15 protein-coding genes are annotated in these 14381 nt (G+C 66.4%); 5 read left to right on the top strand and 10 right to left on the bottom strand.

All coding sequences use genetic code 11. The features are described from left to right. Positions 1-45: 45 nt before the first annotated feature. Entirely contained in the window at positions 46-1152 is a 1107-nt protein-coding gene (locus YM304_RS17455; protein WP_015443041.1) for a hypothetical protein, read from the bottom strand. Positions 1153-1299: 147 nt separating this feature from the next. Further along, entirely contained in the window at positions 1300-2385 is a 1086-nt protein-coding gene (locus tag YM304_RS17450; RefSeq protein WP_015443040.1) for a hypothetical protein, read from the bottom strand. Between the two features lie 162 nt (positions 2386-2547). On the opposite strand from YM304_RS17450, the gene YM304_RS17440 reads away from it, so the two are divergent. Beyond that, positions 2548-3768 carry an acyl-CoA dehydrogenase family protein gene (locus YM304_RS17440; RefSeq protein WP_015443039.1) on the top strand — a complete coding sequence of 407 codons (1221 nt, stop codon included), beginning with the start codon at positions 2548-2550 and terminating at the stop codon, positions 3766-3768. 96 nt (positions 3769-3864) lie between these two features. On the opposite strand, the gene YM304_RS17435 is transcribed toward YM304_RS17440, so the two are convergent. Beyond that, entirely contained in the window at positions 3865-4203 is a 339-nt protein-coding gene (locus YM304_RS17435) for a HepT-like ribonuclease domain-containing protein (RefSeq protein ID WP_015443038.1), read from the bottom strand. Then, positions 4200-4484, bottom strand: coding sequence for a nucleotidyltransferase family protein (locus YM304_RS17430; protein ID WP_041298407.1), 285 nt, complete (start codon positions 4482-4484; stop codon positions 4200-4202). Before YM304_RS17430 ends, YM304_RS17435 begins: the two co-directional genes overlap by 4 nt. A 295-nt stretch (positions 4485-4779) precedes the next feature. Between YM304_RS17430 and YM304_RS24285 the strand changes: the two genes are divergently transcribed. After that, the gene (locus YM304_RS24285; protein ID WP_015443036.1) at positions 4780-5949 is read left to right on the top strand and encodes a collagen-like protein; all 1170 of its coding nucleotides are present in this window, start codon (positions 4780-4782) and stop codon (positions 5947-5949) included. 211 nt (positions 5950-6160) lie between these two features. Here the strand turns inward: YM304_RS24285 and YM304_RS17410 are convergent, their stop codons facing one another. Further along, a complete protein-coding gene (locus YM304_RS17410) occupies positions 6161-6547 on the bottom strand; it encodes a nuclear transport factor 2 family protein (protein WP_015443035.1) in 387 nt (128 codons plus the stop codon). A gap of 65 nt (positions 6548-6612) precedes the next feature. Here YM304_RS17410 and YM304_RS17405 point away from each other — a divergent pair, with 65 nt between their 5' ends. Continuing rightward, on the top strand, positions 6613-7104 hold the full coding sequence (locus YM304_RS17405) for a MarR family winged helix-turn-helix transcriptional regulator (RefSeq protein WP_015443034.1): 492 nt from the start codon (positions 6613-6615) through the stop codon (positions 7102-7104). Positions 7105-7111: 7 nt separating this feature from the next. On the opposite strand, the gene YM304_RS25310 is transcribed toward YM304_RS17405, so the two are convergent. The 5 genes from YM304_RS25310 to YM304_RS17380 all read right to left on the bottom strand — a co-directional run bounded on the left by YM304_RS25310 (position 7112) and on the right by YM304_RS17380 (position 12598). Then, positions 7112-8563, bottom strand: coding sequence for a DUF7151 family protein (locus YM304_RS25310; RefSeq protein ID WP_015443033.1), 1452 nt, complete (start codon positions 8561-8563; stop codon positions 7112-7114). 144 nt (positions 8564-8707) lie between these two features. After that, positions 8708-9466: an iron ABC transporter ATP-binding protein gene (locus YM304_RS17395; RefSeq protein ID WP_015443032.1), complete on the bottom strand. Its 759-nt coding sequence runs from the start codon at positions 9464-9466 to the stop codon at positions 8708-8710. Beyond that, positions 9463-10485: an iron chelate uptake ABC transporter family permease subunit gene (locus YM304_RS17390; protein ID WP_015443031.1), complete on the bottom strand. Its 1023-nt coding sequence runs from the start codon at positions 10483-10485 to the stop codon at positions 9463-9465. The genes YM304_RS17395 and YM304_RS17390 overlap by 4 nt, the downstream gene beginning before the upstream one ends. Beyond that, a complete protein-coding gene (locus tag YM304_RS17385; protein ID WP_015443030.1) occupies positions 10482-11483 on the bottom strand; it encodes an ABC transporter permease in 1002 nt (333 codons plus the stop codon). Before YM304_RS17385 ends, YM304_RS17390 begins: the two co-directional genes overlap by 4 nt. A gap of 8 nt (positions 11484-11491) precedes the next feature. Then, positions 11492-12598 carry a siderophore ABC transporter substrate-binding protein gene (locus tag YM304_RS17380; RefSeq protein ID WP_015443029.1) on the bottom strand — a complete coding sequence of 369 codons (1107 nt, stop codon included), beginning with the start codon at positions 12596-12598 and terminating at the stop codon, positions 11492-11494. Between the two features lie 316 nt (positions 12599-12914). Between YM304_RS17380 and YM304_RS17375 the strand changes: the two genes are divergently transcribed. Both YM304_RS17375 and YM304_RS24870 read left to right on the top strand, forming a co-directional pair. Further along, complete coding sequence (locus YM304_RS17375; protein ID WP_015443028.1) at positions 12915-14045, top strand: hypothetical protein; 1131 nt, start codon at positions 12915-12917, stop codon at positions 14043-14045. Further along, positions 14042-14335: a hypothetical protein gene (locus YM304_RS24870; protein WP_015443027.1), complete on the top strand. Its 294-nt coding sequence runs from the start codon at positions 14042-14044 to the stop codon at positions 14333-14335. The genes YM304_RS17375 and YM304_RS24870 overlap by 4 nt, the downstream gene beginning before the upstream one ends. Positions 14336-14381: the final 46 nt, after the last annotated feature.

The raw sequence follows: 14381 nt of genomic DNA, 5'->3' as shown, positions 1-14381 counted from the left end.
GCTGCCGGTGTTGGACACCGGCAGCCCCACGAAGCGGGCCGCGATTCAGACGGGAATGACGAGCGCCGTCATCGTGACCTCGGCCCAGTCCATGTCGTTCACGAGCTCTCGGCATGCAACCGAGTAATTGGCGACTCCGCTGACCGTGCCGGTCGTTTCGGTCATGACGACGTGCTGGAACTGGCCGCCGATGTCGGTGTCGCTGATCGTCGAGCCCATCCTGACCTCGGAGTTGAGGATCGGGACGCCGTCGCGTTCGATTCGGCACTCGCCGGTGGCGGGGCTGGAACTGCGTGCCACCCACGCGACCATTGCAGTGATCATCACCGTGTGGTTGTCGGTGACACCTGCGTTCAGTGTGATGGTGCACGACTCGAAGTCGCCGGCGTCCGCTTCGCCTGGAGCGGTGTCGTCGGCGGCACAGACGGTCTTGGTGTGGCGGGTGATCGCGGCCGGACGCTTGCTGACGAGCAGCGCGTTGATCTCCGATTTGGTGTACGTGTCGACGGCCGCCGCGTATCGGCCGTCGCTCTCGGCCTTCGTGTACGCATCGACGGCGGCGGGGAGGTCGCCGATCTTCACGTAGCGGTCGTCGTGGTTGTGGCCGACGTAGTAGCCGTTGACGTCGATGACGACCTCGACGGTGCCGGCGTCGTTGTACATCTGGAAGCTGCCGTTGCTCCCGAGCGGCGTGTTGACGGAGTTGGGTGTGGGTGGCTGTCCGGGTGAGGGGTTGAGGTTGGCGGTGCCGGGGTTTGCGCCGTCGCCCCAGAAGGTGAGGAAGGTCTGCTGCGTGGCTCGGAGCGCAGTGACGTTCATCGCGAGGCCGACCGCGTCGGAGGGGATGGTCGCCGGGCACGGGTCGGTGTTGCCGCGAACCTGGATCACGTAGGTGTCGGTCGGCCCGAGCGGCGCCGGTTGGACGCCGGTGTTGAGCGGAGCGGGTCGGGTGTCGACGAGTCGGCACGGTGTGATGGGGACGAACACCGGGCGGTCGCCACTCGACACCTCGGCCGAGACGATGCCGAGTCCGCCGATGCCGGCGGCTCCGAGGGTGACCGCGACCGCTGCGCCGAGCGCGGCCCATTTCGTTCGGAGTCGGCCGAGCTTCTGTTGCGCTGCGGGCGGGGGAGCATCATGTGGTCGGGTCATGGTCCGAACGTACGGACGACCCGGTCCTCGGCGCATCGGTGGAACCACCTATTCGCTGCCGGGTGCGAACGAGTCGCCATCCGCCTCGGTGGAGAGGGGACGGCGACTCGTCTGCGAGGTTCGGAACGGGGTGGGTTCGGTGCGTGGTCAGTCGTGCGACACCTCGAGGCCGGCGCCGGTGACCGAATAGGCGTCGCCGCTGCACGTGGTGACGTAGTAGGTGTCGGTGCCGCGGTCGACGACGATCGGTGCCGTCAGCGTGGCTTCACCTTGCACGATGTTGCCAGCGCCGGAGGTGTTCATGGTGCCGCTACCGAGTTCGGACTGCAGGTCGCTGGCGCTGAGGCCCGTGCCCTGGGCGTGGCGGGTGCGGATGACCTTGAGGTCGACGGCGACGCCGGCGGCAGCGAAGCCTCGCACGCCGACACGGTCGATGGTCATGCCATCGGTGACCGGGAGTTCGGCGATCATGCACTGTTCCGGCGCAGTTGCCGACGTGAGGAAGCCGGATCCGGCGACTCTGGTCGTCACCGGTCGGGTGACGAGGACCTCGTGAAAGTCGGTGTGGCCGACGATCAGTTCGGTCTCCTTCTCGACGTAGTCGTCGTGGGTGTGGCCGACCTCGGCGTACTCCTCGTGGCTGTGGTGGACGAAGTAGCCGCTGACGTCGATGACGACGTCGACGTTGTTCTTCTCGTTGTACATGTTGAACGATCCGGTCATCGACAGGGGAGTGGTGACGGCGTTCGGAACGGGCGGCTGTCCGGAGGTGGGGTTGAGGTTGGCGGTGCCGGGATTGGCGCCGTCGCCCCAGAAGGTGAGGAAGGTGGGCCCGGTGGCCTTGAGTGCGGTGACGTTCATCGAGAGGGCGAGCGCGTCGGCGGGGATCTCGGAGGCGCCGGTGCATTCGCCGTTCGCACCGTGGGCTTGGATCGTGAGGGTTTCGTCGTCGCCCATCGGCGTGCTGCGGGGTCCGACGTTCTCCGGCCCTGATCGGGTGTCGATGAGGCGGCACGGGTTGATGGGCACGAAGACGGGTCGGTCGCCGTCGGACTTCTCGGCCGAGACCGAGGAGAGGCCGCCCATGCCGACGGCGCCGACGGTGACGGCGACCGCGGCGCCGATGGCAGCCCATCGTGATCGAGTGGCGCCAGCACTCCGGCGGGTACGGGCGTGGTCGGCGGCGTTGTCGGCGGTGGTGCTGAATGTGGTGATGTCAGGTGTCGTGGTCATGGGAGCGACGCTGAGAACGCCGCGATAACCGTGCGTTAATCAGTCGCGAACAGCTCGCTGAGCTGGTGCTTCCCGGCGACGCGCTCGAGTCTCGATCGTTGCCGTTCGGTGAAGGTCGGACGTTCGGTGGTCGGTCGGGTTACCAGCGGGTAACTTAGAGCCATGACCGATTTCTCCATGAAGCTCAACGAGGACCAGCTGACTCTGCAGAAGTGGGTGCACGACTTCGCCGAGACCGTCGTTCGCCCGGCCGGTGAAGAGTGGGACGAGAAGGAAGAGTTTCCGTACCCGATCGTCGAGCAGGCCAAGGAGATCGGCCTGTACAGCTGGGAGTTCATGGCCGAGGCCATGATGAACGATCCGACCGGGCTGTCGATGCCGATCGCGATCGAAGAACTGTTCTGGGGCGACGCCGGTATCGGCATGGCCATCATGGGGTCGGGTCTCGCCGCCGCGGGCATCGCCTCGTCGGCCACGCCTGAGCAGCTCATGGAGTGGGTGCCGCAGTGCTACGAGAACGCCGACACCGGCAAGCTCGCACTCGGTGCGTTCTGTGCGTCGGAGCCCGACGCCGGTTCTGACGTCGGCGGTTACCGCACGTCGGCCAAGTACGACGAGAAGACCGACGAGTGGGTGCTCAACGGCACCAAGGCCTGGATCACCAACGGTGGCATCTCCGACATCCACGTCGTGGTCGCCGTCGTCGATCCCGAGCTCGGTTCGAAGGGGCACGCATCGTTCGTCGTGCCGCCGGGGACCAAGGGGCTTTCGCAGGGTCAGAAGTACAAGAAGCACGGTATTCGTGCGAGCCACACGGCCGAAGTGGTGCTCGACGACGTGCGTGTGCCGGGCCGCTGCCTCCTCGGTGGCAAGGAGAAGCTCGACGAGCGTCTGGCCAAGGTCCGTCGTGGTGAGAAGGGCAACGCTCAGGCCGCGATGCAGACCTTCGAGGCGACTCGTCCGGCCGTCGGCGCCCAGGCGCTCGGCATCGCCCGCGCTGCGCTCGAGTACTCGACGGAGTACGCGAAGGAGCGTCACGCATTCGGTCGTCCGATCATCATGAACCAGTCGATCGCGTTCATGCTCGCCGACATGGCGGTCGAGGTCGAGGCCAGCCGCAACCTGATCTGGCGGGCCGCGTGGCTCGGCAAGCAGCGTGGCTTCAAGCACGCCGAGGGTTCGATGGCCAAGCTCAAGGCCGGCCGCACCGCCACGTGGGTGACCGAGCGTGCGATCCAGATCCTCGGTGGCTACGGCTACACCCGTGAGTACCCCGTGGAGCGTTGGCACCGTGACGCGAAGATCCACGACATCTTCGAAGGCACCGAGCAGATCCAGCAGCTCGTCATCAGCCGGGCCATCTCCGGCCTGCGTATCGAGTGATTCTGTAGTGATGGCCGGTCAGCGATTCCGATCGCTGGCCGGCCATTTCTCGTTTTCATGCCGAGTGATCCTCGCTGCGAGCAGGAGACGCCGTGCTCAGTCGCTCTGATCGTTGTCGAGGACTTGCTGGAGTTGGCGTCGAAGGGCCGGGATGTCGCGTTGAACCAGGTCGCCGATGATGTCTTGATCGATATGGAAGTAGGCGTGAGCGAGGATCACTCGTGTGCCGACGATCTCGCGCCACGGGATCTCGGGGTGGGCGGAACGGAGCTGATCCGAGAGATGCGAAGCGGCCTCGCCGAGCACTTCGATCCATCGCTGTGCGGCGGCCTGGACGACGGGGTCGGTGGCCAACACGTCGGGATCGGAAGCGTGAGCGATCAAGAGGTCGCACATCTCCACCATGTCGAGGAGTCGGTCCCGGTCGTTCCTCACAGCTCGACGGCGTCGTGCAGAACCCGTGTCGAGACACGCGCTCGGAGGCCGGCCTCGGTGACGACGTCGACATTGTGTCCGAGGAGTTCTTGGAGGTCCATCAGCAGCCCTCCGAGGTCGAAGAGTCCTCGGTCCTCATCGAGATCGACGAGGAAGTCGATGTCGCTGTTCTCGGTTGCATCGCCTCGAGCGACCGAGCCGAAAATCCGAACTCGCGATGCTCCGCGAGCGCGTGCCGTCTCGATGATCTCGTCGCGGCGATTCCGCAAGTCATTCAACATCGGTGAGCTCACAACACAGAGGATAGATCCATGGGGGCCGCCCGCGAGCAGAGCCCGCTTCCTTCGCGAGGCGTTCCAGCTGTTGTCGATCAAGCGCGGCGTCGCCCAACGGGCACCAAAAAGCGCAGAACCGGGGTACCTATTCTCGTCCTCGGCACGGTTGGCCTCGGTGACGGACCGTCTGCCGTTGGCGGCTCCTTCTCAGTTTTTCCTTCCGGCCGTGAAGGGGTTGTGGCAGGGTGGGAACAGTTGCTGTTGCCGGGTGACTGCCCGGCGGTGCGTGAGGGAGGCACAGATGGGTTCAATGACGCGGAAGCGTTGGGCGGCGATCGTGGCGGCGGTTGCCGTGACGTTCGGTGCATCGAGTCTGCTGATGGCGAGTTCGGGAGAGAGTCCGGCGTCGGTGTTCGTACCGATCTCGCCGACACGAGTCCTCGACACGAGGGCCGTCGCGGCGATCGGGTTGGACGGCAGTTTCGTCACCGAGGTGCCGCGCACGTTGACGGTGACGGGAGTGGTCGAAACGGACCTCGGCGATCGCGAGGTGGTCCCGGACGGCGCCACCGCGGTCGTGTTCAACGTCACCGTGGTCAACCCGTCGTCCGGTGGATACGTGTCGTTGCGCCCGGGCGACGCAACCGGTGTACCGGCAACCTCGAGCATCAATTTCGGCGCCGGCCAGACGACTGGCAACGCCGGCACGGTGTCATTGCCAGTGAGTGGCGCAATGGCGGGAGCACTCGACATCTACTACAAGGGCGCCGTTGCCGGAGCCGAGACCGAGGTGGTGCTCGATCTCACCGGCTACTACATCGAGGGTGCTGGCGAGCCGGGTCCTGCTGGCCCTGCCGGATCTGATGGGGCACCGGGACCCGCTGGGCCGCAGGGCCCGGCGGGGGTTGCCGGATCTGATGGAGATGATGGCGCGGATGGGGCTGACGGGGCTGATGGCGCGCAGGGTCCGGTCGGGCCGCAGGGTCCCGCAGGTGCCGATGGAGCGCCAGGATCTGTTGGGCCTCCGGGGCCGGCTGGTCCGCCCGGTTCGCCGGGGTCGGCTGGTGCTGATGGGGCTCAGGGTCCGGCTGGTCCAGCCGGTGTGCCGGGTCCGCAAGGTCCACAGGGTCCCGCTGGATCCCAAGGCCCCGCTGGCGACCAGGGCCCCGCTGGACCTGATCACGTCGTATCCGGTCTGGTGGGCTCCGACGGTGAGGTGCGATTCGGAGAGGGTTTCACCGCGATCAGATTTGGGGTGGGTCGGTACCTCGTGACCCTCGACACCGACCTCGCCCCTGGTTTCGTGATGCCAACCGTCACCCCGTTCGCCAGCGCACCGGCGATGGCGACGGTCGACTCCGTCGCGGCCTCAAGTTTCAGCGTGCGCACGTTCGCTGAGGTCGGCGGCGACTTCGTTCCCGCAGATGAACAGTTCCACTTCATCGCTCGAGACGGGGCCCCGCAGAACTGACGCGGGAACAGCGCTCGGTGCCAGGCCCCATCGTTGATGGCTTGGTCGAACGGCGGGCAGCGGCATGCTGAGTTTCGGTCATGACCGGATCGTTCGCCACGACACCCGCACGGGCTTTCGAGCAGAGTTCGAGCGACCGGCGAGGAGTGGATCGTTGCTCGTCTCCGGTACGGAGGTTCGGGGCGACTGAACGGCTCCTGTCTCGACAGCCCTACTCCCAGAATGCGGCGACGGCTTGGCCGTCGAAGTTGTGGAACCAGATCTCGGCGAAGAGCGGACCGTCGAGTCGGGCGAGATGGAGCGTCAGGTTGTCGAGCGGCGCACGCCCGGCGCGTTCGGCAGTGATGCGGAAGTAGAGCGCCACATAGTGGTCGCCGATCAAGGTGTCGAGGAGTTGGAATCGCTCACCGTCGTCGGTCTTCGCGGCGGTCTCGAGAAGGAACGTCGCGAGCGCGTCGACGCCGACGAGGTCGCCGACCGCTGGAACGTGTGCGACCACGTCCGGCGAGACGGCGCTGAGCACGGTCGCCCAGTCTGCTTGTTCCATGGCGATGCCGACCCGGGAGGCCAGCTCGTTGATGTCGTGGGGATCAGTCATGACGCCCGATTATACGACGTCAAACATTCGACGTCGAAATATCGGGAACGGTAGTCTCTGCTTCCATGAGCAGTGATCCGATCGACGCACTCGTCGAGTCATGGCAGCGTGAGCTCCCCGGCCTCGACGTGGCGCCCATGGCGACCGTGGCGCGCCTCAATCGTCTCTCGCTGCTCGTCAATCGGCGGATCGAGGAGACGCTGGCCGCGCACGGCAGTTCGCTGGCCGACTTCGACGTGCTCTCCGCGCTCCGCCGAAGCGGCGCCCCGTACCTGCTCAAACCGTCGGATCTGTCACGTCAGGTGATGCTGAGTCCGAGCGGGATGACGCACCGCGTCGACCTGCTCGAAGCGGCCGGACTCGTCGAGCGGCGGCGCGATCCTGCGAACCGGCGCACCATGCCGGTCGCCCTCACCGAGGCGGGCGTCGAGGCCGCCGAGGAACTGGTGCGCGTCGTCGTCGACGTCGAGTCCGAGATCCTTGGCCGACTGACTCGCGCACAACACAAGTCGATCGACGACGCGACGCGGACTCTCCTCGCCGACCTCACCTCCTAACGCGCTGTCAGTCGGTGATCACGCGCACTGCGAAGTCGACGCCGACCGTGCTCTGGTGCTCGTGGTCGCACGCGACGTTGATGGCGCCTTCTGATGTCAGCCCGGCTTGCGTCTCGGCAATGCCGTCATCGCTGCGGTACTTGCGATACCACGTCGACAGGTTGTCGTTCTTGGCGCCCATGTAGTAGGTCTCACCGGCTTCGAGGGTCAGTGTGAAGTCCTCGGAGTAGTGCCACGCGTCCTGTGAGACCGTGCCCGGGGTGATGGGCGCACTCTCATAGACGACGTCGTACGCAGCGTCGAGCACGAAGAAGTCGATCTCGGGAGCTCCTCCGATGGGTCCGGATCGGAAGTAGACGCCGAGCCTGCGAATGGTGACGTCGCTGTCACCGACGACGAAGCGGGTTCCAGCACCGGAGCATCCACCGCTCAGGGATTCTTTCTGCCCCGACAGCCCCGTCCAGGTGTCGTGAAGTTCACCGGACTCGCAGATGTAGGAGGCGCCGTCGATCTCATCGGGGTCGAGTGTTCCGTCGGCGTTGTCGTCGAGGCCGTAGTCGAAGCGGTCGCCGCCGACGGCGCAGTTGTCGCCGACCGGCTCGGTTCCCGCCGAGATCAGACTGTTCAGGCCATTGGCTCCGTCGGCTCCCGGGTCGCCGTCGGCTCCCGGGTCACCGTCGGCTCCTGGAGATCCGTTGCAGACGTAGCTGGTGGTGTCGATCTCGTCGTCGTCGAGAGCATCGTTGCGGTTCTCGTCGCTGCCGGCGTCGACCTTGAGGCCTCCATGCGCGCAGTTCGTGCCGGTCGGTTCTTCGGTGGTGTCGATGAGTGTCGTGAGTCCGTCTGCCCCGGCGGGACCGACGTCGCCTTCGGCTCCGGCTGGGCCGGGTTCGCCGGAGGGGCCCGCGGGCCCTTGAGGTCCCTCTGGGCCGGCGGGCCCTGGTTCGCCCTGCGGTCCGGTTGCGCCGCCCTCGGTCGGCACGTAGTAGCCGGTGACGTCGATCACGAGGTCGACGCTGCCAGCGCGGTTGTATAGGTCGAATGACCCGGAGTCCGACAGAGCGACGGTGACGGCGTTCGCGGTGGGTGGTTCATCAGGCGCCGGGTTGAGACTCGCGGCCAGGGGGCGCTGGCCGCCCGGCCAAGCGGTCACAAAGGTCGATTCGGTTGCGTTCACCGCCGTCACGTTCGAGTTGATCGCTGTGGCGGTGGCGGGGATGTCCGAACAGTTGCCGTTTGTTCCGGTGGCCTGCACGGTGTTGGTCGTATCGTCGGTGAGTGTCGTGATCGTTCCTACCTGCTCGGTCGGGCGCGTGTCGAGGAGTCGACACGGTGTGATCGCGACATATGACGATGCCTCGCCGCTCGTGGCGGCGCTCGCCGTGATGATCCCGCCGGCGGCGGTGACTGCGACAGCGGCGCCAACGGCTGCCCAGCGGCTTCGATGTAGCGACTTCATTGCAGCGACTCTCCGTTGTGGCCGACGTCCGCGGGCGTTCGCATGCGAACAGGGGTGATGGGGTCATTGGAACCTCGTCGCTTCGTCGCGAGGCCCTGACCCGACTTTTCAACGAAAGAAGCTAGCAATCGCTCGCCGTCACCGTCAGCGGTAGTAGATGGCGTAGGGGGTGTCGTCGATGATGTGGACGTCGATGGGGATGTCGTAGATCGACTCGAGAATCGCCGGGGTCATCACCTCGACCGGCCGGCCTTGAGCGACGATGTCGCCGCCCTTCAGGGCGACGATGTGATCGGCGTGCGCCGCCGCGAAGTTGAGGTCGTGGATGACGATGACGACGCTCTTGTTCTTCTGATCGACGAGCCGCCGAAGGTGCCGCATCATCCGCACCGAATGGCGCATGTCGAGATTGTTCAACGGCTCGTCGAGCAACACGTACGGCGTGTCTTGCGCGAGCGCCAGCGCCACGAACGCCCGCTGCCGCTGACCCCCCGAGAGCTGGTCGAGGTGCCGACGTTTGAGATCACCGAGCTCGAAGAAGTCGAGCGCTTCGTCGACGATCCGATCGTCGTCGGGCGTCAGCCGACCACCCGAATGCGGGAAGCGACCGAACGCGACGAGCTCCCGAACCGTGAGACGCGACGTCATGTGCGTGTCTTGCCGCAGCACCGCCAGCCGCTTTGCCACGTCGTCACTCTTCGCCCGAGCGATGTCGAGCTCGTCGACGTGGACGGTGCCGGCGTCGGCCTCGGTGAGTCGCGAGATGATCGACAGCAGCGTCGACTTGCCCGCCCCGTTGGCGCCGACGATCGCCGTCAGCTTTCCCGGGAGCAACGACAGGTCGACGTCGCAGAGAACGGTCGACGTTCCGTATGCCTTGGAAACATGTTCAGCGCGGATCACAGGTCGGCCTCCCGCATCAAGAGCCAGATGAAGTAGACGCCGCCGACGAGGTTGATGCACACCGTCAGCGTCGTGGTGAAGTCGAGGAGTCGAGCGGCCACGAACTGGCCGCCGACGGTGACGATGATGCCGATCAACGCCGAGCCGATCGCCAGCGTGCGATGTCGATACGTCGGCAGCAGTTGACGAGCGAGGTTGGCGACGATCAATCCGATCAACGTCATCGGCCCGACGAGTGCGGTCGACGTCGCCACCAGCACCGTGACGATCAGCAACGTCCGGTCGACGACTCGTCGGTAGTCGAGTCCCAGCGTCACCGCACTGTCACGGCCGAGCGCCACCACGTCGAGCTTGCGCATCAACGGCACCGACAGCGCAAGCGCAACGATCGTGACCGCCGTGGTGATCGTGAGAAGCTGCGGGTCGATCGTGTTGAAGCTCGTGAACACGAGGTCTTGCAGCGTGAGGTAGTCGTTCGGACTCAGCAACCGCGAGGCGAAGAGCGCGAGGCTGGAGAACAGCGTGCCGAGCACGATGCCGACCAGCACCAGCACGAACAGGTCGCGAGTCGTGCGGCGCAGGATCGCCCGATACAGCAGCATCCCGAACGCCGTCATCACCGCGGCGTTGATGACGAAGCGCGACTGCACGTCGAGGTTCACGACGATCGCCGAACCGAACGTCCACACGAACATCGTCTGCACGAGTTGGAACAGCGCGTCGAAGCCCATGATGCCGGGCGTGAGGATCCGGTTGTGCGTGACCGTCTGGAACATCAACGTCGCCACGCCCGTCCCCGCGCCGACGGCGACGAGCGCAACGAGCTGGCGAGCCCGCAGGTCCATCACGTAGTCCCACGCGCCCTCGACCAGCGCGAACTGATAGACGACGACGAGAACGACGGCGGCGATGGCCATGACCGCGAGCCGAACGGGGATCGAGTTGCGAGCGTTGGATGCGTCGGTGTCGGAGTCGGCGCTCGATCCGGCGACGGGGGAGAGGACGTCGGTGCTCATCATGCGGTCAGATCGGTGCGGGCACGGAGGATGAGGACGACGAACGCGAGCGCCCCGAGCACTCCGGCGATCGTGCCCACCGGCACCTCGTACGGGTGGCGGACGATGCGCCCGACGACGTCGCACGCGAGGACGAAGCCAGCACCGGCGATCGCCGTGATCGGCAACGTGCGGCTGAGGTTGTCGCCGGCGATCATCGACACCACGTTCGGCACGATGAGCCCGAGGAACGGGATGGCGCCGACGACCACCACGACCACCGCGGTGTTGACCGAGGCGATGACGAGGCCGAGGTTCAACACGGCGTGATAGTTGACGCCGAGGTTCTTGGCGAACTGCTCACCGAGGCCCACCACCGTGAACCGAGCGGCGAACACGTACGCCACCACGCCGCCGACGAGCACCGCGTAGAGCGGCTCGTACCGGCCGCGCAAAACCCGGGAGAACGAGCCGGTCGTCCACACGTCGACCAGTTGCAGCAGGTCGGAGCGATAGGCGAGGAACACGGTGATCGCCGACACGACCGCACTGAACATCAGCCCGAGCAGCGGCACCACGATGATGTCGACGATGCGGATCCGCTTGAGCAGCCGGACGAACACGAACGTGCCGACGAGGCTCGTCGCGATTGCCACCAACATCCGCGTGAGCAACGAGTTCGACGGGAACCACAACGTGGCGAGCACGATGCCCAGCACCGCCGACTCCACCGTGCCGGCCGTCGACGGCGACACGAACCGGTTGCGGGTGACCTGCTGCATGATCACGCCGGCCACGGCGAGCGACGACCCGGCGAGCAGCAACGCGATCAACCGCGGAATCCGGGCGATCACCAACGCTCGATACGCATCGGTGTCGGACTCGAAGATGCTCCACGGGGCGACATTGACGACGCCCACGAACAGCGACAGCAGCGACGCCACCGCCAGCCCGGCGAGCGCGATCGGAATCGCGGCACGCCGCCCCGGAGGGCTGTGTTCTCCGGAGCGGCGCACCAGCATGGGGAGACTCAGAGCACCGACTGGACGTCGGCGAGAATCTGCTCGAACGAGCTCGGGGCGTAGGTGGCGATGTACCACGAGAAGCCGTCGACCTCGACGATGCGATCGTTCTTCGCCGCGTCGGTCGTGTCGACGAGACCGTTCGACAGCACCTCGAGTGCCGGCGACGCTTCCTCACCGATCGTCTTGCTGCGATCGAGCACGAACACGACACCCGGGTTGTACTGGACGAAGAACTCCTGGCTGATCTCCTGGCCGTGCGACCCCTCGTCGTCGACGGGAGCATCGGTCGGCGCGAAGCCGAGGTCGTCGAACACGATGCCGTAGCGCGAGCCCGGTCCGTAGGCGCCGACCGTGCCGCCACTCACCTGCACGAACATCGTGCTCAGCTCGCTGGCCGCAGCAGCCTCGGCGGTGTCGCTGATCGAGGCTTCGATCGCTCCGAGCCGCTCGCTCGCCTCGTCTTCGAACTCGAAGATCGTCGACAGCTGCTCGACGCGCTCGATGAACTGCGGGATCTGCTCCTCGGCGTTCTCGTAGCGGATCGACATGTCGATCACGGCGGGGGTGATGCGCTCCATCTCGGCGACCACTTCAGGGGTGCCGCTGCGCGAGCCGACGATGATCAGGTCGGGTTCCATGGCGCTGATCGCCTCGTAGTCGGGTTCGAACAGCGTGCCGGCGAGAGCTGCCGACTCGGCGACGGGGGCGAGGTCGTCGGGGAGCGTGCCGACGGCCTGTGGCGCTCCGTCGACCTCGACGCCGAAGTCGGTGAGCGTGCGAATCGCACTCCAGTCCATCACCACGACCGTCTCGGGGTTGCGGGGCACCTCGACCGTGCGGCCCTGCGAGTCGGTGATCGACACGGTGTCGCCGGCGGCCGGAGCGTCGGTCGTCGGGGCGTCGGTCGACGGCGCTTCGGTGGCGGCGGTGTCGTCGGCGGGGGCCTCGGTTGCCGGTGCGCTCTCGGTGTCGGACGCCGAATCGGTGGCAGCGGGCTCGGTGGTCGCTGCCTCGTCGGCTGATCCGGTGTCGTCGCTGCCGCACGCGGCGAGCGTGAGGGCGAGGACGGTCGCGGCGGACGCGGTGAGGTGGAGACGGTGGCGTGTTCGCATGGTTGGAGTAGCTCTCTGATTGGGTTAGGGAAACCTAACAACAATGGGTAGGCAGAAAGTACTACCGGTCTGCTCAGAGAACCGCAACGTTCACGAACGACTGGTCGGAAAATCGCCGCTGGACACGCCCGCCGCCACGCGCACTTGTTTCCCTCGGACCAGGTCCAAGGGAAACATCCAGGGGAACGAGGGTGTCGCCGACGGGATGTGGGTGACGGCAGATTTCTTTCGAAAGCTCCGCGACTTCCCGACTCGTGCTGCGTTAGAGAAGATGCCAGCCGCTCGCAGAGCTGGGAGATGTCGTCAGGAGCATCAGTTGAACACCCCCTCCGCCACCCGCCTGTTCCGAACGAAGACCTCACCGCCGGTCGACGGAACCTCAGCTCTCGCGGATCCCGTCGTCGACGGCGATGCCCGTGGTGCTCGCGTCATCTCCATGCCGGCTCCGGCGCGAACCGACGTCGGGGTCAATGCCCCGTTCGCACCACCCGCACCCACCACCCCGGCGGTCGAGCCGATGGCCGCGCCGCACGCCGACGCGCCTGCGCAGCGCAGCAACGCGGCGGTGCTGACGACCGAACTCGTCGGAGGCCTCCGCACGGCGAGTCGCCACATGTCGCGCCCGTCGGCCTCCGAAGGCCACCTGCGCACCGAACTGACGATCACCGCGCGACGCATCGACTCGGTGATCAATGCAAACGACGCTCACGGCCAGGCGTGGGCGATCGCTGCGATGTCGCTCGTCCACGACGCTGGAGCGGCCCTCGATCAGCGACGCATCACCGACGGCTGGCAACTCCTCCGTGCCGCGCAGACCGAACTGCTCGACGGCCTCGACCGGCGCGGCCTCGCGGTCGAACGAGCCAACATCACCGGCAGCGATCTGGTCATCGACGACGACGTCGACACCGACGTGCTCCGCAGCGAGGTGTGGGCGATGCGCCACACCAAGAACACGTACCGCGCCGAACTCGAGCGACGAATGTTCGAAGCCGCCCGCGGCCTCTTCCACCGTGCGTGGATGATCATCGGCGTTCTCGTCCTCGGTGCGGTGGGTGTCCTCGTCGCGGCGCCGTCGAGCGACTCGGCCGACGCACTCGGCAGCATCACCGCGTACCTCACGATCATCGGGCTCGGCATGACCGGTGCAGCCGTTTCGCACGTCTTGTTCACCGACAGCTCGAAGCGGGCATCGGCGGTCTCCGAAGTTGTCAACCCGGTGCACGTCGTCATGCTGCGCCTCGCCTTCGGCGCGGTGGCCGGGCTCCTCGTCGTCGTGCTCCTGCAGGCCGACATCCAGAACCTCGTCAACGTCACCGCACTGTCCGCCTACCCGTGGGCGATCCTCGGCGGGTTCGCCGAGCGCTATGTCGATCGAGTCATCGACCGCGTGGAGGTCGATGCACACGCAGCGGCAGCCGAAGCCTGCCGCATCGGAGTGTCGTGAGCGGCGCCCACGAAGCTCCCCAGGCGGTTGGAGCGATCGGACGCATCATCGGGCTGCTCGCTGGTCTCGTGCTCCTCGCAGCCAACCTCGGCACCGTCGACGTCGACGTACTCGTGGTGTCGATACCGGTGCCGCTCTCGTTGCTCGCCCTGGCCGCAGGCGGGGGCGGAGCGTTCGCCGCGCTGCGATGGAACGCGGCGCGGATCGCTGCAGAGCGGGATCGTCGCGAACGACGCCGCGAGATGGATCGTCTGCTCGGTCGTCGCTCGTCGGCGGCCGTGCGACACTGACGCATCGACCTCAAGCGCACCATGCCCGATGTCGGGATTCCCGCTG

It is taken from the genome of Ilumatobacter coccineus YM16-304 (assembly GCF_000348785.1).
GTDB lineage: Bacteria > Actinomycetota > Acidimicrobiia > Acidimicrobiales > Ilumatobacteraceae > Ilumatobacter_A > Ilumatobacter_A coccineus.
Note: the sequence above shows the minus strand (reverse complement) of the source record. Positions and strands in the feature narration are given on the sequence as shown.

Excerpts from the sequence above, each read along its gene's own strand:
- YM304_RS17405 (WP_015443034.1), top strand. The coding sequence starts at position 6,613 with ATGAGCAGTGATCCGATCGACGCACTCGTCGAGTCATGGCAGCGTGAG.
- YM304_RS17390 (WP_015443031.1), bottom strand. The coding sequence starts at position 10,485 with ATGATGAGCACCGACGTCCTCTCCCCCGTCGCCGGATCGAGCGCCGAC.
- YM304_RS17430 (WP_041298407.1), bottom strand. The coding sequence starts at position 4,484 with ATGTTGAATGACTTGCGGAATCGCCGCGACGAGATCATCGAGACGGCA.
- YM304_RS17385 (WP_015443030.1), bottom strand. The coding sequence starts at position 11,483 with ATGCTGGTGCGCCGCTCCGGAGAACACAGCCCTCCGGGGCGGCGTGCC.
- YM304_RS17450 (WP_015443040.1), bottom strand. The coding sequence starts at position 2,385 with ATGACCACGACACCTGACATCACCACATTCAGCACCACCGCCGACAAC.
- YM304_RS17455 (WP_015443041.1), bottom strand. The coding sequence starts at position 1,152 with ATGACCCGACCACATGATGCTCCCCCGCCCGCAGCGCAACAGAAGCTC.
- YM304_RS17410 (WP_015443035.1), bottom strand. The coding sequence starts at position 6,547 with ATGACTGATCCCCACGACATCAACGAGCTGGCCTCCCGGGTCGGCATC.
- YM304_RS25310 (WP_015443033.1), bottom strand. The coding sequence starts at position 8,563 with ATGAAGTCGCTACATCGAAGCCGCTGGGCAGCCGTTGGCGCCGCTGTC.
- YM304_RS24285 (WP_015443036.1), top strand. The coding sequence starts at position 4,780 with ATGGGTTCAATGACGCGGAAGCGTTGGGCGGCGATCGTGGCGGCGGTT.
- YM304_RS17380 (WP_015443029.1), bottom strand. The coding sequence starts at position 12,598 with ATGCGAACACGCCACCGTCTCCACCTCACCGCGTCCGCCGCGACCGTC.
- YM304_RS17440 (WP_015443039.1), top strand. The coding sequence starts at position 2,548 with ATGACCGATTTCTCCATGAAGCTCAACGAGGACCAGCTGACTCTGCAG.